At 50.1% G+C, this 17,654-nt stretch carries 14 protein-coding genes; 8 read left to right on the forward strand and 6 right to left on the reverse strand.

Annotation, left to right across the window (positions count from 1 at the left end):
- Positions 1-181: 181 nt before the first annotated feature.
- Genes EOE67_RS13510 through imuA form a run of 3 tightly spaced genes read right to left on the reverse strand, consistent with a single transcriptional unit; the run spans position 182 to position 5,728 of the window.
- Entirely contained in the window at positions 182-3,445 is a 3,264-nt protein-coding gene (locus tag EOE67_RS13510; RefSeq protein ID WP_127699787.1) for an error-prone DNA polymerase, read from the reverse strand.
- A complete protein-coding gene (locus tag EOE67_RS13515; RefSeq protein ID WP_127699789.1) occupies positions 3,445-5,040 on the reverse strand; it encodes a Y-family DNA polymerase in 1,596 nt (531 codons plus the stop codon). Before EOE67_RS13515 ends, EOE67_RS13510 begins: the two co-directional genes overlap by 1 nt.
- Before the next feature lie 13 nt (positions 5,041-5,053).
- A complete protein-coding gene (imuA, locus tag EOE67_RS13520; RefSeq protein ID WP_127699791.1) occupies positions 5,054-5,728 on the reverse strand; it encodes a translesion DNA synthesis-associated protein ImuA in 675 nt (224 codons plus the stop codon).
- 410 nt (positions 5,729-6,138) lie between these two features.
- Here imuA and EOE67_RS13525 point away from each other — a divergent pair, with 410 nt between their 5' ends.
- The 3 genes from EOE67_RS13525 to EOE67_RS13535 all read left to right on the forward strand — a co-directional run bounded on the left by EOE67_RS13525 (position 6,139) and on the right by EOE67_RS13535 (position 8,723).
- The gene (locus EOE67_RS13525; RefSeq protein WP_164852334.1) at positions 6,139-6,519 is read left to right on the forward strand and encodes a DUF3718 domain-containing protein; all 381 of its coding nucleotides are present in this window, start codon (positions 6,139-6,141) and stop codon (positions 6,517-6,519) included.
- 255 nt (positions 6,520-6,774) lie between these two features.
- Complete coding sequence (locus EOE67_RS13530; protein WP_127699795.1) at positions 6,775-7,362, forward strand: HAD family hydrolase; 588 nt, start codon at positions 6,775-6,777, stop codon at positions 7,360-7,362.
- A gap of 101 nt (positions 7,363-7,463) precedes the next feature.
- Positions 7,464-8,723 (forward strand): cyclic di-GMP phosphodiesterase, encoded by a 1,260-nt coding sequence (locus EOE67_RS13535; protein ID WP_127699797.1) that lies wholly within the window; start codon positions 7,464-7,466, stop codon positions 8,721-8,723.
- A gap of 35 nt (positions 8,724-8,758) precedes the next feature.
- Here EOE67_RS13535 and EOE67_RS13540 read toward each other — a convergent pair whose 3' ends face one another.
- Complete coding sequence (locus EOE67_RS13540) at positions 8,759-9,097, reverse strand: MGMT family protein (RefSeq protein WP_127699799.1); 339 nt, start codon at positions 9,095-9,097, stop codon at positions 8,759-8,761.
- A gap of 42 nt (positions 9,098-9,139) precedes the next feature.
- Here EOE67_RS13540 and EOE67_RS13545 point away from each other — a divergent pair, with 42 nt between their 5' ends.
- Together EOE67_RS13545 and EOE67_RS13550 are read left to right on the forward strand one after the other, a co-directional pair.
- On the forward strand, positions 9,140-9,349 hold the full coding sequence (locus EOE67_RS13545) for an oxidoreductase-like domain-containing protein (protein ID WP_206099592.1): 210 nt from the start codon (positions 9,140-9,142) through the stop codon (positions 9,347-9,349).
- Positions 9,350-9,655: 306 nt separating this feature from the next.
- The gene (locus tag EOE67_RS13550) at positions 9,656-11,293 is read left to right on the forward strand and encodes a peptide MFS transporter (RefSeq protein WP_127699802.1); all 1,638 of its coding nucleotides are present in this window, start codon (positions 9,656-9,658) and stop codon (positions 11,291-11,293) included.
- 144 nt (positions 11,294-11,437) lie between these two features.
- Here the strand turns inward: EOE67_RS13550 and EOE67_RS13555 are convergent, their stop codons facing one another.
- Positions 11,438-12,457, reverse strand: coding sequence for a hypothetical protein (locus tag EOE67_RS13555; RefSeq protein ID WP_127699804.1), 1,020 nt, complete (start codon positions 12,455-12,457; stop codon positions 11,438-11,440).
- A 174-nt stretch (positions 12,458-12,631) separates the two neighbouring features.
- Here EOE67_RS13555 and EOE67_RS13560 point away from each other — a divergent pair, with 174 nt between their 5' ends.
- A complete protein-coding gene (locus tag EOE67_RS13560; protein ID WP_127699806.1) occupies positions 12,632-14,857 on the forward strand; it encodes a S46 family peptidase in 2,226 nt (741 codons plus the stop codon).
- A 107-nt stretch (positions 14,858-14,964) separates the two neighbouring features.
- On the opposite strand, the gene EOE67_RS13565 is transcribed toward EOE67_RS13560, so the two are convergent.
- Positions 14,965-15,810 (reverse strand): HDOD domain-containing protein, encoded by an 846-nt coding sequence (locus EOE67_RS13565; protein WP_127699808.1) that lies wholly within the window; start codon positions 15,808-15,810, stop codon positions 14,965-14,967.
- A 238-nt stretch (positions 15,811-16,048) separates the two neighbouring features.
- Here EOE67_RS13565 and EOE67_RS13570 point away from each other — a divergent pair, with 238 nt between their 5' ends.
- Both EOE67_RS13570 and EOE67_RS13575 read left to right on the forward strand, forming a co-directional pair.
- Entirely contained in the window at positions 16,049-16,480 is a 432-nt protein-coding gene (locus EOE67_RS13570; RefSeq protein WP_127699810.1) for a type 2 periplasmic-binding domain-containing protein, read from the forward strand.
- On the forward strand, positions 16,452-17,654 hold the full coding sequence (locus EOE67_RS13575; protein WP_206099593.1) for a hypothetical protein: 1,203 nt from the start codon (positions 16,452-16,454) through the stop codon (positions 17,652-17,654). Before EOE67_RS13570 ends, EOE67_RS13575 begins: the two co-directional genes overlap by 29 nt.

Here is a 17,654-nt window from a genome sequence, read left to right on the forward strand (position 1 = left end):
TTCTTTTGTCAAAACCTTTCGTGAATATACCCTGCATCCTTGAAGATTCGGGGTTGTTGGCCGCCTTCACTCACCCCAGTCACATAGAACAGCTATGCTCCTGGGGATTCGTTCAGTTGCCGCCTACCCGAATCTTCAATGATTTTGGGTATAAACACCAACCGTTAATGAAAACCTTCTGCTAATGAAAGTTACGGCTGGCACTTTGCAGCTGGGGCAGCAGGTGATCCAGACTTTGCAACTGGCCGGCGATCACGTGAATGACCTCACCTTCGCGTTGTAACATGCCATGCACCCATAAAATTCTGGCGGTTAAAAAGGGTGTTTTTTGGGCGATGGCTGTGGCGCGCCACACCAGTAAATTGACATTGCCGGTCTCATCTTCCAGCGTTACAAAAGTGACACCACCGGCAGTGCCGGGGCTTTGCCGCGCAGTCACCAATCCCGCCACCTGGACTGCGGTTTTATCATTCAGGTTATTAAGTTGCGCTGCTGTTTTCACCTTGTGTGGTAAACCCGTCTGGCGCAGCAATGCCATCGGATGTTGATGAAGACTTAACCCCAGCCTGGCGTAATCTTCAATTAAATCATCAATAGGCGCTGGTGCTGGCAGGGTAAAGGCTGCTGAATCTAAGTCCGGTGGCGGTTCCGGATCTTCGGTGAGCAGTTGCAGGTCCCCGGCTTTGTGCTGATGCGGCAATGGAGCCGCAGATTTTGGTTCTGTAAGCAGTTCCAGCTGTTTGCTGTGGCGATAAGCGGCTGCTGCTTGTGCGACAGCTGCCTGTTCCGTGTTAGCAAATAATGGTAAATCGGTCAGACTGTCCTGTAACTGCCAGCGGCTTTGATAACGATGGCCACTCAACAGTTGCAAAGCACCGCTGCTGGCCAATAAGGCTAAATCGTCCTTGCGCATGCCACTGTGGCTTAATGCCGCGAGGTTGGTAAAACCATCAGCGGGCCGCATCGCCACCATGTGCTGGCAACGTTGCTGATTGAGCCCTTTAATTTGCCGAAATCCCAGTCGTAATGCCCGGTCGCTGGTCATTGTTTGGCTGGCATCGGGTGAATGGCACGCTGGCAAATGTTCTATCTGATGATCCCAGGCCGAATGTTGGATACAGACCGGCAGAATATGCAGCTGCTGGCGGGTGGCGTCTTGCACCAGCTGCGATGCCGAGTAAAAACCCATTGGTAAGCTATTGAGCAAACATGTAAAAAATTCCAGCGGATAATAATATTTCAGCCATGCCGAGGCATAAGCCAACAGCGCAAAACTTGCCGAATGCGATTCCGGAAAACCATATTCACCAAATCCACAAATTTGCTGAAAAATCTGCTTGGCGTAGGCTTCGGTGTAACCGCGCGCCAGCATGCCTTGTTGCAGCTTGGGCCAGAACTGGGTCAGCTCGCCGGTTTTTTTCCAGCTGGCCATCGCCCGGCGCAATTGATCCGCTTCGCCGCCACTAAAACCGGCGGCGACCATCGCCAGTTTAATCACCTGCTCCTGAAAAATCGGCACGCCCATGGTGCGACCCAAAACTTCCTTTAGAGCGAGCGAAGGATAACTAATCGCTTCCAGGCCACTGCGCCGACGTAAAAACGGATGCACCATGCCGCCTTGAATGGGTCCCGGCCGGACAATCGCAATCTGGATCACCAAATCATAAAAGCAGGCTGGTTTGAGCCTCGGCAACATACTCATTTGCGCCCGCGATTCAATTTGAAATAGCCCCACTGTGTTGGCATGCTGGATCATTTGGTACACCGCCGGATCGTCACCCATCCGGCTGATGTCAGCCAGTTGCAGCGGCCGCTGCTGCTCAGTGGCCACCAGCTGCAGAGTTTTGCGCAGGGCAGTGAGCATGCCAAGCGCCAGAATATCGACTTTTAATAAACCCAGGGTTTCCAAGTCGTCCTTGTCCCATTGGATCACAGTGCGCTCTGCCATTGCCGCATTTTCGACCGGTACCAGTTCGTACAAAGGGCCGGCAGAGATCACAAAGCCACCGACATGCTGCGACAAATGCCTTGGAAAACCACGGATTTGGTTCACCAGTTGAATAAATTGCTGCGCCATTGCCGATTGCAAATCGAAGCCGACTGCAGCCAGCTGCTGATACCAGGGCTGATGGGGATCCCGGCGGTTGATTTGCTGCAAAAAGTGTTCGAGCTGAGTTGGGTGAAAACCGAGCGCTTTACCCACATCGCGCACACTGCTGCGCAGCCGGTAACTAATCACAGTGGCCGCCAGCGCCGCACGTTGCCGGCCATATTTTTGGTAAATGTACTGAATAATTTCTTCGCGCCGTTCATGCTCAAAATCGACGTCAATATCTGGCGGCTCAGCACGTTCTCTGGAGATAAACCGCTCGAACAACACCGAAATTTGCCGAGGATCCACCGCAGTAATTTCCAGGCAATAACAGACCACCGAATTAGCGGCAGAGCCGCGACCCTGATACAAAATCTGCTGGCTTTGGGCAAAACGGACAACGTCGGCGATGGTCAGAAAAAAATAGGCGTAATGAAGTTCTTCGATGAGTTGCAACTCTTTGGTAATTAGTTGCTGAATATCCTCCGGCACCCCGGTTTTAAAACGTCGCAGGCAACCTTCAGCCACCAATTGTTTTAAATACTGGATGGCGCTTAGTCCTTCAGGCACCAATTCGGCCGGATACTCATATTGCAGTGAGTCCAAATTAAAATGGCAGCTATCGGCGATAGCAGCACTTTGTTCCAGCAATGCTTTTGAAAATAAAGGTTGCAGCTTGGCAATCGGTCTTAAGCTGCGCTCTGCATTGGCTTCCAGCGCTAAACCAGCTGCTGCAACGGTGGTGCCCAGCCGAATAGCGGTCAGCACATGCTGTAGTGGTAATTGTGCGCTGTCATGCATCAGCACCGCACCCACAGCGCAGCTTTTGAGGTTAAAACTGTGGCCAAGTTGCTGCAGATAAAGTTGGCTGGCAGCATCATCGGCTTTGAGTAAGCGTTGCTGCGCCAGATACAGCCGTTGGCCAACCTGTTTTTGCAGCCACTCGCCCCAGTGGTGGTCGGTTGCGGTTTCACCGGAGGGTAGCCAAAGTACCAGGCAGTGGCGGCAACTTTTTAAATCCCATAATTCCAGCAGATACTGACCTTTTACCGCGCGGCTACGGGCTTTAGTAATAATGCGGCACAATTCGGCGTAGGCCGTGCGATCCGGGCATAACAACACCAGTTGCAAGGTACTTTGGTATTGGAAAAAAGCGCCGACAATTAATTTGATTGGCAGTTGCTGCTCTTTGATTTGTCGATGTGCCCGAACCACGCCAGCCACCGAGCACTCGTCCGTCAACGCCAGCGCCTGATAGCCCAGACTAGCCGCAGTGCTGACCAGTTGCTCCGGGCTGGAAGCGCCGGTTAAAAAGGAGAAGTTGCTCTGACAAAACAATTCGGCGTAGCGCATCAGGCAAAGTACCCCTGTAAATACCAGCCACTGGCATTTTTAAACGCCCAGCACCATTGGCCATCTTCATTACGGCCAATGTAATAATCGCGTTGGATTGGCTTTTGATCCCACCAGCCGGTCGTGATCCGTTCCAATCCGGGTTGTAATTGCAACTGCATCCGCAGTGGGATCGGCTGAATCAGCAGCAAGCCGGGTCTGAGCGGTAACAGTGAAAGGCTTGGTCGATGCGGTGGCCGATTGGCCCGATAATGACCATCTCCTTTGCCTGCGACCATCAGCAGCTCTGTTTGATGATAACTATTGGCCAGCTCTGGGCGATGATCGGCGTGTAGCGACGGCTGTTGTACCCGTTCCGCTCCAAGCTTGGCAGTTAGTAATGAGCGCAGGCGTAACGCATCAGCTGTGAGTACCGTTGTTGCCGTGCTCGCTGGGGTCGATTGCTGGTTAACTGCTTCTGCGCCGTCACGGGGCCGACTATCAAACAAAGGCAAATTATCGCCATCCCGGGCTGTGGTCTGACCGGCACTTAATTGCATTTTTAACAGGGGGGCCGGCAATTTCAGTTGTTGCAGCTTTAACTGAAATAACGTCAGCCAGCGTGCTTGTTGGTATTCACCACAAGCCGACTGCAGGTTCAGCAGCAGCGGCGGGTGATCGCGCAGTTCCAGCCGCAACTGTAGCTGGTAACAATGCTGGTCCCGCAGTTGTAGGTAGTTTTGCAGCAGCTGTAATAAATACCCTAACGGCGCCTGCATTTGCTGCGTATGTTCCAGCTGATACAGCAATTCCAATGACTGACAAAATTGTTCCGGTGGCTGGTAAAACTGGCTCACTGTGGGCCTGTCACCCGCGACTTGGTCCAGCATCATGATGACTTCTGTACTAAATCGTCGGCTTAGTTCAGGCCTTGGAATAGCCAGCAATTGGCCAAGGTTGTTGATGCCCATTGCCTGCAGTTGTTGCAGGATTTTCTGGCCAGTTGCTGTGGACTGCAACTGGCTGTGGTGTAGCGAACAATGATCCAAGGCTGCAGCAATCAATGCCGGATCGTCGCTAACAAACCCAGGCTGGCTAAAACATAATAATTGCGCCGCGGCCGCGCTATGGGCAACTGCTATTTGGGTCTGCAGCTGTAGTGCCGTTATGTGCTGTGACAAGGTGCCCAGGTAAGCCGCCAAACCACCGTACAGTGCCAACATGGGGTCAATTCGCAGCCATACAGCACAAGGCGGATCCAGGGCAATATCGGCGCTGATTTGGTACAACAAGGCGGCAATTTGTTGTAAATATTGCAGTTCCTGCGCTGCCTGATAAGGCAGTACCTGCAGATCATGACAAAGGGCGCTGGCCATGCTTAGGGTCATCCCGGCTTGAATGCCTTGCTGTCGTGCGGCCGTATTGAGCTGCTTGATCAGGAAAGACCCAGGGTCTAGTAAGCACAGGGCTGGGGACGTTGGAGTTGGCGCTGGTGTTGATGCGGGCGCAGCCAATGGCGGCTGAGCCCCCTCCAGCGGGGCTGGCTGGTGCAGTGACTGAAATAGGCTGTCGAGCTGCAGCGCAGGGAAGTGTAGATAGACCCATAAAGAAGCCATAACGTTGTTCTCCTCAGGCACTGTGGCTCAGAACCAGCGCAGAGTTAGCGGCTGTATTTTGCAGTGCCAACCTTGGCCAGCGCGCTGTCATATCAACCAGCATCGGCGCCATTGGCCTGCCACCACGGCGTTTAAGCACCTGAACTTTGAGCCCTTGTAATGCCGGACTGAGCTGAAGACTCAGTGCTATCGGCAGCGACAATTGCATTTGTTGCTGCCCGCGAAAAATAAACAAATTGGCCATGCCATGCTGCGCGCACAGTTGCAGTCGTTTTAACTGGGCAATCGAAAGGGTTGATTGCCACAAAACCACGGCGCCACAACAACCGCTTTTCAGGCATTGTTCGGCCGCCCAGAGCGCATCCTGTGCGGTGGCTGGCTGCAACACCAACACCTGTTCCACCGCCAGACCGGCCGCTTGTAACATCTGACTGCCAATCAGCAGCGGTGGATTAATAAATGTCAGGAGTTGCGCGTGAATAAGCGGTCTGGTTAAACAAGGCAACAACAGTCGCAGCTCGCCGATGCCAATAGGACTGTGGATCTCGATCACGGTATTTGCTGGGAAACCACCGGCCAGCAGTTGGTCAAGCTCAGCAAATCCGGTACTCAATAAAGTGCCGGGACTGGCCTGATCATGCAGTGACCAGATTTGGCCACTGGCTTTAAGTTCGGACACTGTGCTCATCAGCCATACCTCAATCCATAGAATACTGTAATTATATACAGTATATAGCGTTGGTTTCAGGCAGCAAGCTCATTCCGGAAAATTGTGCATCAACCGGGTTAACCCCGCAAAAAGGCTGATGTTTTTTTTGTTGTTGTAACAGAAAATATGTTTCAGAAGCAGGTGTCTTAATAAAATGCACAGAAAATCAAAAGCTTAACCTATAAATCACTTCGTGTTCGCCGCAGAGTTGTTACAGCAGCAAATCTGGCATTTACAACCTTTTTTACCAAAAAGCGCACTATTAATTCAGACCTGCAAGCATCAGCTGCTGCAGACGGTGTCAGGCGGTATCCGACACTGTCCGGCGGCGATAAATGCCCACAGATCAGGCGCCCATCCGGCGATCTATCACTTTTGGAGATACAGTTATGAAAAAATTTCAAATAGTTAGTTGTGCCGTCCTGCTGGTTCTTACTGCAACTACCGCAGCGCATGCTGTTGAATATGTTGCCGCTGACGATAGCCCGGCCAGTAAACTTTGTGTCAGTGCTGCCATGGACCGGCCGATCAAATTTCTGGTGGAAATGCGCGATACCGGTGTGTCAAAAAGATATGCCGCCAACCAAATCACCTGTAATGGCACGAATATCACCAGCTTTGCCCAACAAGCCGGTAATGACGGCAATTATAAGATGTTAAATCCTCATCGCCGTGGCCATGTCGAAATCAGTGATCTGGCGCAGTTGCCAACAGTCGACGGGCAGATCATGACTGTCAGTGGTCAGGTGAACGAAGCCGCCAGACCGTAGTCAGTTATGATGTCAGGGCTTCACCGTAACCAACAGAGCCATTTACCGAAAGGGCAGCAGCCAGAGTGACACAATCCGTCAACGACTTCGGCTGCTGCTTTTGCCTGTTATTGTGCGAACTTTATGGTTTTTAAAGCCTGAATAGTGTTTTTACCGGAACGAACGGTTTTGGTTGATTTGCTATTGCTGCCAATGGGAAAGAATGTGCAATAATCGTCGCTAACGATGGCTTTTCAGACGAACCTTCCAAATCCGATGACAGTATTAGGCACGCACCAAGGTATTATTTTTGATCTGGATGGCACTTTAGTCGATTCCAGACTGGATTTCTCAGTGTTATGCCAGCGCTTAGGCTGGCCGGCGGGCACACCGATCCTGGAACATTTGGCCACTTTGACCGATCCGCTGGAAGTTGCCGTTGCCGCGCAGGTGATTGAACAATTTGAACTTGAAGGCGCGGCTAACGCCAGCTGGATGCCAGGCGCCGCAGCGTTATTACAGCAGCTGCAACAACAAAAAATTCCCACTGCAATTTTGACCCGTAACATCAAATCGGCGACCGAACTTTGCATCAAAAATCTGCAGATTAACGTCGATCTGGTGTTAACCCGCGAGGATTGCGCACCAAAACCTGATCCGGCCGGTTTGTTTCACATTGCTAAAAAGTGGCAACTGGATTGCCGGCAGTTGTTATTTGTCGGTGATTATCTGTTTGATTTACAAACGGCGACCAGAGCCGGCATGCCTTCTTGCTTGTACCGCACCGCTGACAACGCGCATTTTGCCGAGCTTGCCGATTTTATTATTGACGATTTTTCAGAGCTACAGCAGCACTACAGCTAATCCGGTTAATTTCCAAACAGACAACTGCATGTGGTATTGCTAAACTAATCCGGCAGATCCATCAATTCGCTCTAACAGACCATTGATTTTAAAGGTGACGGGTGTCAGTAGCAAAAATAAGTCCAAGCCAGGTAAAAATCGGCTATTTCATCCAGTTACCGGTGAATTGGATGAAACATCCGTTTATTTCCAATAAATTTAAAGTCGACAGTTACGAACAAATTGCCATTATCCAGACGTTGGATTTGGACTTCGTGTATTTTTTCCCCGATAAAAGCAGCATTGATCTGAACCAGGAACCGGAGCCGAATGCAATTGATTTAAACCAGCAGGCGGCTCAGTTGAAGTATGAACTGGAACGGGAGAAAAACGCCCGCATTGAACAGGCGAAAGAGCAGCGCCGGCAAATTCAGAAAACCGAAAAAGCTTTTGAACAGTCGATGGTGCAAGTGCGTAATGTGATGGCGAAAATTGGCAGTCGTCCATTGCAGGCGGTAGATGAAGCGACCGAACTGATTAATCGGATTGCTGATACCATCATCAATGCTGATGCTTTAGTACTGCATTTGATTTCTCAGGCAGGAAAAGATCAAGAAAGCCTGTATTATCATGTATTAAACGTGTCTGTGTTATCCATGATGCTGGCAAAAAATCTTGGTTTTAGTGACGAAAAAATTAAGCTGGCCGGGCTTGGCGCGTTATTTCATGATATGGGAAAACTGAAAATCCCAACGCAAATATTGCGTAAGACTGAACCATTAACGGCCCCCGAAGCCAATTTATTAAAATTGCATACCAAGTACGGCGTTGATTTACTGCGCCTGACCGAAGCATTTCCGGTTGCAGCTTTTCCGGTGATTTTGCAGCACCACGAAATGTTAGACGGTAGTGGTTACCCGGCGGGGCTTAAAAGTGATCAAATTGATGAGTTGGCCAAAGTGGTGGCGGTGGTCAACGAATTTGATAACTTATGCCATCCGGCTGATCCGACCAAAGCCCGTTCACCGCACCATGCGATGTCTTTTTTGTTTAAAAGCATGAAGGGCAAATTAGGTGCGGCGCAAATGGGGCAACTGATTAAAATGATGGGCGTTTATCCGCCAGGCACTGTGGTAATGCTGACCGATCAGCGTGTCGCATTGGTGATGTCCGTCAATAGCGACAAACTATTGTACCCGAATGTGCTGGTTTACGATCCACAGATCCCAAGGCTGGAAGCGCCGGTCATTACGCTGGAAGAAGGCAAGCTTGCTATTGTCAAAGTACTGAAACCATCGGCATTGCCGCCTGCCATTTATGAGTACCTGAACCCGCGGGCACAGGTCAGTTATTATGTGCAAAGTGATAAGCCAGGCAGTTAAACAGGGTTATCTAACAACCTGCATTTCAACAAGTGCTAATACGTCAATGCAAACAACAATTCAGCTAGGTCCGGTTGCCACTGCGACGTTTTCGCCACGCGCTGCCCCTGAAAAGTCACGCCTTCGCCTAACAACAAACTGCGCTGCAATAATGCCTGTGGTGTCCCAGCCGCAAAAGCCAGCGTCAGATTGCTGCGCAGTACCCGATGCCAGGGCAAAGGCATTGATTCTGGAGCCATTCCCAGTGCTTTACCGACTAAGCGTGCGCGGCCAGGTAAGCCTGATAAATCAGCAATCTGACCATAGCTTGCCACTTTACCCGGTGGTATTTGCCGGACGGTTTGCCAGATTTGCGTGTAATAAGCAGAAGACATTCGCCCCACAGTCCCGTTAAAATAGCTTTCTTGCAGCATGCCATGAACAGAAGTGAAGCTCCAACCATGTCGGTAAAAATCATCGAAAAACCCGAACCGCCCGCCAGTAATGAATGTTGTGGCAGTGGCAGCTGTTGCCCTTGTGTCTGGGATTATTACCGGGATCAACTGCATATCTGGCAACAGCAACAGCAGATGACGTCATTAGAGCTGAAGGTAAAAGAAGCCAGCCTTGCGTCACCGGCCGGTTAAATCTTTGACTGAAATCAAATCTTTAATTGAAATCAAATCCTTGACTACAGTGAACTATCACCATTTTTGAGTCAGGATCGGTACAAGTGCAACTTCAGGCCGCAGATATCAATCTGGTGCCAGGCTAAAGTGGCTGGCCGAAACCGGCTGGAAATCGCCTGAAATCGGGCCGGGTCACTGGTTAAACCGAGCTGCAAAGGCGGCCAGCCTTGCTTTCAAAGCCAATATTCCATGGTATAGTCGGCTTCAGCTATATCTCTTATCCACCTAAACCATAACTAGAAAGACAACTAATTCAGGATTGCTATGACGACTTCTACCTTTGTGGTTCCCAATCAACGGCAATGGCTTGGTCACCCGATCGGGCTTTATGTGTGTTTTTTTACCGAAATGTGGGAACGTTTTGCGTTCTACGGTTTAAAAGCACTGTTGTTTTTATATCTGACCCAACACCATTTATTCACCGATAAAAACGGTTATATCCTGCTGGGGACTTATGCCGGTCTGGCCTATGCGTTGCCGGTGGTCGGTGGTTTACTGGCTGATAAATATCTGGGGATGCGCAAAGCCGTTACGTTTGGCGGGGCTTTGATGGCTGTTGGTATGCTCGGCATGGCCTATAAAGGCACGCAGGCAACCGCAGAAGGCGGGGCTGATCAGCTGGCGTTACAGGTGATGTATGCATCATTAGCTTTGGTCGCAGTGGGCGTTGGTTTTTTAAAGCCGAATATTTCGACCATCGTTGGCCGTTTATACATCGATCAAGACCCACGACGTGATTCTGCTTTCACCTTGTTTTATATGGGTATTAATTTAGGCGCGGTTTTTTCCAGTTTATTTGTCGGCTGGATTGGTCAGGCTTATGGCTGGGAATACGGTTTTGGCTCGGCCGGTATTGGTTTGTTGCTGGGGCTGGTGGTGTTTATCAACGGCACTAAGTATTTGCATGGTCAGGCAGAGCCAGCCAAACCTGAACTACTGAAGGAAAAAGTTGCTGGGTTACCAAGGGAATGGCTGATTTATATATTGGCGCTGATTGGTGTGGTGGCGGTGCAACAGATTTTGCAAACCACCATTAACTTCGGTGCCCTTGGCCAGATGTTGGGGATGGCGGAAGGGGCTGAAATTACCGCCACTGAAGTGGTCGCTGTGGTACTGACTATCGCGCTGTTAGTGTGGTGGTTCAAATTCGTGTTTATTGAATGTAATGTTTTAGAGCGCGCCAGCATGATCATGCTGATGGTGTTAACGGCCATTTCTGCGGTGTTCTGGGGCTTATATGAACAAACTTACGGTAGCTGGCTGGCCTATTCCGACCGGGTGATGAACAGTCCGACCTTTGATTTGGGTTTTGTTAGTTTTGCTTTTAACTCGTCACAGCTCACTTTTGTAGCATCGTTATTTATCATTATCCTTGCGATCCCATTTGCCTGGTTGTGGCCATGGCTGGATCGTAAAGGCTTAAACCCGTCATCACCGGTGAAATTTGGTTTTGCGTTATTGCTGGCCGGCTTAGCGCATTTTATTCTGCAATACGCAGCATTAAATCCGGAAGCGAATGGTCTGGCCGGGTTCTGGTGGTTTATCCTGGCGTATTTTGTGTTAGTGCTGGGCGAGATGGCATTGTCGCCGATTGGCTTGTCGGCGGTGACGGCGTTATCAGTGCCAAGAGTAGTCAGTCTGATGATGGGCGTCTGGTTCCTGGCTTCGGCCTTTGGTGAAATCATTGCCGGTCGGTTGGGCGCGCTGGCCTCAATGCCTGTCGGGACACCGGTACCTGACGCACTGGCGCTGTATGGCGAAGTGTTTGCTCTACTGGGTTGGGTTGGGGTGGGGACTGCGGTCTTTATGTTTGCGATTGGCCCGCTACTGAATCGACTGATCGTGCGGGCGCAACTGCAAACTCAGGCGCAAGTGCAGACTACGACCACTGCGCCGGTTTAATCAATATACCCTGCATCCTTGAAGATTCGGGGTTGTTGGCCGCCTTCACTCACCCCAGTCACATAGAACAGCTATGCTCCTGGGGATTCGTTCAGTTGCCGCCTACCCGAATCTTCAATGATTTTGGGTATATACCCGCTGCGACTACGCCTGTGGCGGTGCCGAAGCTGGTAGGCGATAGCCGACCGAACCACAAAGCCGGATCTGGTATTGATAACCAGATTCGGCTTTTTTATCCGGGGTGATCACCAATACTTCATAGTCATTGATATGGACCAGATGTTCTTGCCCTGACATCACACAACTCGAACGGCCCATACTTTCAATCTGATATAAAAAACCAGCCAGCGCGCGGTTCAGCCACGGAATGGTCGGGATGGCACTGCCGAAATTGATTTCCACCTGATTGCTGCCTTTGGTGTTATGGCTGGCCGTTGCTTCATTATTGGCAGCGGCTATGGCGACGGTGTTTTCCGGTTTCACGGCTGCATCAGCCGCACTACGGGCATCGGCAGCACTGATAGCATCATCGTTGTTTTTTACCGAGATTAACGTTTGCTCGCCATTAAACAGATTGGTCAACTGCGAACTATCTCCGGTTAAATAGGCACTGGGCAACACCGCTAAACAACTCATAAAGACCGGTAAATAGATGATCCGCGCCAATAAAGTTTTCACCGGATAGGCTTCATCACCGAGGATATGGCGACTGCGAACGCCGATTGGCCGCAGCAATAACAACATTATAATTTTGCCGGTATGCAGGATGGTGTATAACGTCAGCACCACCAATGACAGGGTGAAACTCCAGATCGGTGCCAGCAATAACACGGTCAGATTGACGGTGTAAGGTACAACATCGGTGCGAATACCAATCAGATTGTTGACCTGACTTTCTGCCATCGCAAAGCAAAAATTACCTAATATCGCATAAAACACCACGATCACGGCTTTACCGGCCAGACTGTTCCAGATCCGTAAAAAGCCTTGCCACATATCCTGGGTTACCGCACAGAGTAACGCCAGCGCCATGCCATATAACAGCCATTGCTGGCTGCAAAAGCTCAGCAGCCATAACACTACACAGACAGTCGCCAACGCATAACCCCGTTGTGCCGGTTGTAGTTTTTGCCAGATCGGCTGAATTTTACTTGTTAACCACATCAGAAGGTCCTTGCTTGCAATTTATTTACAGCATGGTAGGGGTTGGTTGCGGCGCGGTAAATCAATTTTTACCAATGGTCGAAGTTGAACGGGCATTAACCGCAAGCAGTTGCCTTTTACTGCCCACTGCAAGTAATCTGCAGCGCTATTTTTATTGATCCGTTTAGAGAAGCTATGAAGTATCTTTTGTTAACCACAGCCATCATCGCCAGCCTTACAGCCACTGCTGATGAAGGCCAGTGGCAACCCCATCAACTTAAACAATTACAACCACAACTGGATGCCCGTGGCATTCAGCTGAGTGGTGAGCAACTGGCTGATTTAACACAATATCCAATGAACGCCATCGTCAGTCTTGGTTATTGTTCGGCGTCTTTTGTATCGGCTGAGGGTTTGGTGATCACCAACCACCACTGTGGTTATGGCGCGATTCAGCAAAATTCCAGCACAGAGCGTAATTTAATGGCGCAGGGTTTCCTGGCCAAAACCAAAGCCGAAGAATTACCGGCTGGTCCACAAGAGCGGCTCTATATCACCGAGCAGGTGCTGGATGTTACCGCGAAAGTCAGTGGTGGGCTGGCGGCTGATCTAGCACCGTTAGCGCGTTACCAGGCAATTGAAAATAATCGTAAAACAATCATCAAAGACTGTGAAACGGACGCCAACTATCGCTGCAATGTGGTGAGCTTTCACCATGGTCTGGAATATTTTCTGATCAAACAGCTGATGATCCAGGACGTACGTTTGGTGTACGCGCCACCAGAATCGGTTGGTAATTTTGGTGGTGATATCGATAATTACGAATATCCACGCCATACCGGCGACTTTACCTTTTTACGTGGTTATGTAGCGAAAGACGGCAAACCTGCACCTTACTCTGTCGATAACGTGCCGTATCAGCCAAAAAACTTTCTGAAAGTAAATGCCAGTGGTGTGCGCTCAGGCGATGGTATTTTGCTGGCCGGTTATCCGGGGAAAACCAGCCGTTACCGCTTAGCCGAAGAAATCGACTTTGCAGCGAGCTGGGAATATCCGGCGAACATTCAGACTTATACCGAGTTGATTGGCACCATTGAACGGTTAGGCCAGCAAAATGCCGATTATCAGGTGAAATATGCCTCGGTAGTGAAAGGTCATCACAACCGGATGAAAAAGCTCAAAGGTTTGCTGGACGGTTTTAAGGCCACCGATATTCAGGGCATTAAACGCCAGCAACAACAAGCACTGCAACAGTGGATTGCCAGCTCAGAAGTACCGGCCTATCAGCAGGCGGTGACGCAGCTTGGCGCCTTGGTTGCCAAAGAGCAGCAGTTTTTGCAGCAAACCTATTATTTTGATAATGCCAGACGCAGCGATTTACTGCAGACGGCCACTGATTTGTATCGGTTAGCGGTCGAGCAACAAAAACCAGATGCGGCGCGGGAAATAGGGTATCAGGACCGTGATCTGACGATGTTTCAGGGCAAGTTAAAACGGCTCGACACCCGGTTTGCCGCTGAAGTTGACCTGGCGTTATGGTCGGAGCAACTGGAGGTGTATCTGGCGCAGCCTGAAGCTGTCCGCAGCACGGTGCTGGATCAGGCGTTACAGCTCAAACCTGGCCAAACTCAATCGCAAATCAGTACCTTACTGCAAGACTGGTATCAACGCAGCGATTTAACCAGTTTAAGTGGCAGGATGGCCTGGCTGGGTAAAACGCCAGCCCAATTTGCGCAAAGTGACGATCCTTTTATCAAGTTGGCAGTGGCGTTATTTGACACCCAAATGCAGCAAGAGCAGCAAAAAAATCAGCTGGCTGGTGAATTTTCAAGTTTAAGACCGGCGTATATGCAGGCGGTGATTGCGTACCACAAAACCTTAGGTCGCCCGGTCTATCCGGATGCGAACGGTACTTTACGTATCACTTATGGTCATGTTGATGGCTATCCGGCGGCCGATGGGGTCTATAAAACGCCATTTACCACTGTGGCTGGTATGCTGGCAAAACAACAACAGAGCGCGCCATTTCTGGTGCCGGAGAAACTGGTACAAGCCTATCAGCAGCAGCGGTATCAGGGGTTTTATCACCGGGATTTGGCCGCCAAAGCGGACGACAGCTGGTGGTGTGGCGTGATGAACTGCGCTCAACCTGCCGCTGTCCCGGTGAATTCGGTGCCGCTGAATTTCCTGTCCAGCGCCGATACCACGGGCGGCAACTCCGGATCGGCCGTGCTCAATGCCAAAGGCGAATTGGTCGGACTGAATTTTGATTCGACGTACGAGTCAATCAGTAAAGATTGGTACTTTAACGAAGCCGTCACCCGCGCCATTCATGTCGATATTCGTTATGTATTGTGGTTGATGCAATATGTAGATAATGCCGATAATTTATTGGCGGAGATGAGCATCGTTCAGCACTAACGGCTAACGGCTAACTGCTGCAGCGTCAGACAAAAAAGCCCGGATATTTATCTGGGCCTCTTTTTTCAAGCTGGCAATTCTTGAGTCCCGCTGATTTAGGGCAGCGATTACATAATCATCGAACCTTTGGGGTTCAGCAGACTTAAAATCGACATCCCTTCGAGACTGGCAAAAGCGCGCGCTTCATCAATATCACGGCGTTTTAGGCCCAGACCATTGATAATTTGCTGATCGATTAAATCTTCCAGTTCAAACTGACCAAAAGCAGCATTTAACAACGATAACCGGGATGCCAGATGCAGCACCTGCACCACTTTATTTTTCGGTTGCAGCTGTGGAGAATTCAGGTAATTCAGCGGTTCAATCAGAGAATCCGGCAAGCGCCAAAGTTTTAGCAAGGCCACACTGCAATCGGCATAGCTGAAACCGAGCAGCTCTTGCTGGCGCATCCAGGGCAACACGCCTTTTTTGTAGTGAGCGCACAGCCTTGCCACGTCCGGATTCACCTCAACCACCACCAGTTCACCGATATTGTGCAGCAGACCAGATAAATACAAGGGTTCACTTTGTTTGACGCCAATGACGTGGCCCAAAAACTTCGCAATCAGCGCAGCATGAATACTGATTTCCCAAAATCTTTCTAAATCAATCACATCTGAAGGGATTTTTGAAAATGCTTCGGCAGATCCATAGGCAACGACCAGGTTGTACACCTGCGTTTCGCCCAGCAGCAGTACCGCTTTACTGACTGAATCAACTGGATTCGGGAAATTATACAAAGCGCTGTTGGCGAGTTTTAGCAGACGGGAGGCCAAGGCCGGATCCAAAGCGATAATTTCCGCAATTTCATCCAGGTTGCTGATTTTATTGTCGATGACTTCTTTAATTTTTAAACAGGTATCGGGTAATACAAACACGTCACCGACTTGTCTGGCAAATTCAAAAGCGCTCACGCTGTCTTCTCCTGCATCCTACCGGTTTCCTATAGTGTCGCTTTAAACCACCGTTTTACAAGCAAAGCCCTGGTTTTTTTTCCCCAAGCAGTAACATTGCAAACTGGGTTTCGTAAATGGCTGCTTTTTATAGCTTTGTTGGATATTATATAAAAGCTTCAACTATACTCACATTCGTGATCCGGTTGTGCAGACTTCGGCATCATTCCTAAACTGACCAAAATTCCAGAAGGACAGCGTGATTAAGTCAGCCAAAATCCTGTTGCTAATCTTCCCGAGCATGCTGGTGTATGCCGACAATCCACCGCCGCCGCCGCTGGTGGTGGCGCATACGGCTGTCGCCGTGGAACGCCTGAGCAAATCGCAACTTCGTAGTATTTACTTAAAACGACAAGTGATCTGGCCGAACGGCGACAAAATCAAAGTTTATATGCTGCCAGCAAAATCCGTGACCCATCAGCAATTTAGCCAGGCCAACCTACAAATGTTTCCTTATCAGCTGGAGCAAACCTGGCAAAAACTAACCTTTTCTGGCATTGGCACACCACCGGTTGAAGTTGCGAGCGCAGCGCACATGTTACAACTGATCCAGACCACCCCCGGTGCCATTGGTTATTTACCGTACGGAAATGAGATAAACAATGCAAAAGTTATTGAAATTCAACCCTAAGTTGCTGGCAAAAGCGCTGCTTGCCGTGACATTAGGGCAAGCACCACTGGCTATGGCGGCCGACGATTGGCACTGGCATGGTTTTGTCGCCCAGGGACTGATGCAGGCTAAAGACAGTAACTTCGTCAATAACGATGGTGATGTGTCGGCCAAACTGACCGAATTTGGTCTGAACTCGGTCTGGCAACTGGACCCGTCGTTCCGGTTAGCGGGTCAGTTGATGTACCTCGATGGTGGTAACAGATTTCAGCAAGGTCTGCGGATTGATTATTTGTTTCTGAACTGGACCGCTATCAATACTTTGGACTGGCAGGTCGACTTGTATGCTGGCCGCTATAAAAACAGCCATTGGCTCTTTTCCAGTACCCGTGATGTGGCGATCACCAGGCCGATGATCGTGTTGCCGCAATCGGTATATTTTGATTCGTTCCGGGATATTGCCGTGGGTTCGGATGGTATTGCCCTGCAATCAACCTACAGCAGCAGTCTGGGCGAGCTTGATTTGAACTGGAGCCTTGGCGCCACGCCGACGCCGAAAGAGCAAAGTCAGCGCATTATCAGCAATTTTATTACCGGTGCCACCAAACAAGATTTTGTGCATCAGATCAGTAGCTTTTTCCGGCCTACCGGCTCAAAAAGCCAGTGGGGCGTCAGTCTACTGGATTCCGATTTTAACTACCGCCGCACCATGACCGATATTTTCGCTGACGGTGATTTTACCGTGCAGCGGGTGATGCTGAACTGGCGCTATAGTGAAGAAAACTGGGAACTGTCAAGCGAGCTGTTTCAGGAACGGGTATCGGTGTACGGGTTTTATGCGCCGGGTGTACAGCGCACGCAGTTCGCACAGGGCGCTTATGTCTTGGCGCGGTACAACCTGACCCCACAAACCACCCTCTACGCCAGTTATGATCATTTTTATGGCAATAAAGACGACAAAGGAGGCAGCTTATTACCATTGCAAACTGGCGGGCAGGTTGCAGATTACTTTGGTTATCAACGCGATACAGCGCTTTCGCTCAGCCATGACTTTGGCGGCAACTGGCGGATCACGGCGGAATACCACTGGACTATCGGCACCGGTCGTTTGGGGCCGAATGTGGTACCGGATACCATTGTAAATCGCTCAAAAAACCATCAGCTCTGGGCAGTCCAACTGATGTACTGGTTCTGA

The sequence above is a fragment of the Rheinheimera riviphila genome (assembly GCF_004005945.1).
Classification (GTDB): Bacteria; Pseudomonadota; Gammaproteobacteria; order Enterobacterales; family Alteromonadaceae; genus Pararheinheimera; species Pararheinheimera riviphila.

Coding starts and splice junctions, on each gene's coding strand:
- EOE67_RS13515 (WP_127699789.1), bottom strand. CDS start 5,040: ATGGCTTCTTTATGGGTCTATCTACACTTCCCTGCGCTGCAGCTCGAC.
- EOE67_RS13555 (WP_127699804.1), bottom strand. CDS start 12,457: ATGTGGTTAACAAGTAAAATTCAGCCGATCTGGCAAAAACTACAACCG.
- EOE67_RS13545 (WP_206099592.1), top strand. CDS start 9,140: ATGAACAGAAGTGAAGCTCCAACCATGTCGGTAAAAATCATCGAAAAA.
- EOE67_RS13550 (WP_127699802.1), top strand. CDS start 9,656: ATGACGACTTCTACCTTTGTGGTTCCCAATCAACGGCAATGGCTTGGT.
- EOE67_RS13575 (WP_206099593.1), top strand. CDS start 16,452: ATGCAAAAGTTATTGAAATTCAACCCTAAGTTGCTGGCAAAAGCGCTG.
- imuA (WP_127699791.1), bottom strand. CDS start 5,728: ATGAGCACAGTGTCCGAACTTAAAGCCAGTGGCCAAATCTGGTCACTG.
- EOE67_RS13560 (WP_127699806.1), top strand. CDS start 12,632: ATGAAGTATCTTTTGTTAACCACAGCCATCATCGCCAGCCTTACAGCC.
- EOE67_RS13530 (WP_127699795.1), top strand. CDS start 6,775: ATGACAGTATTAGGCACGCACCAAGGTATTATTTTTGATCTGGATGGC.
- EOE67_RS13525 (WP_164852334.1), top strand. CDS start 6,139: ATGAAAAAATTTCAAATAGTTAGTTGTGCCGTCCTGCTGGTTCTTACT.
- EOE67_RS13510 (WP_127699787.1), bottom strand. CDS start 3,445: ATGCGCTACGCCGAATTGTTTTGTCAGAGCAACTTCTCCTTTTTAACC.
- EOE67_RS13540 (WP_127699799.1), bottom strand. CDS start 9,097: ATGTCTTCTGCTTATTACACGCAAATCTGGCAAACCGTCCGGCAAATA.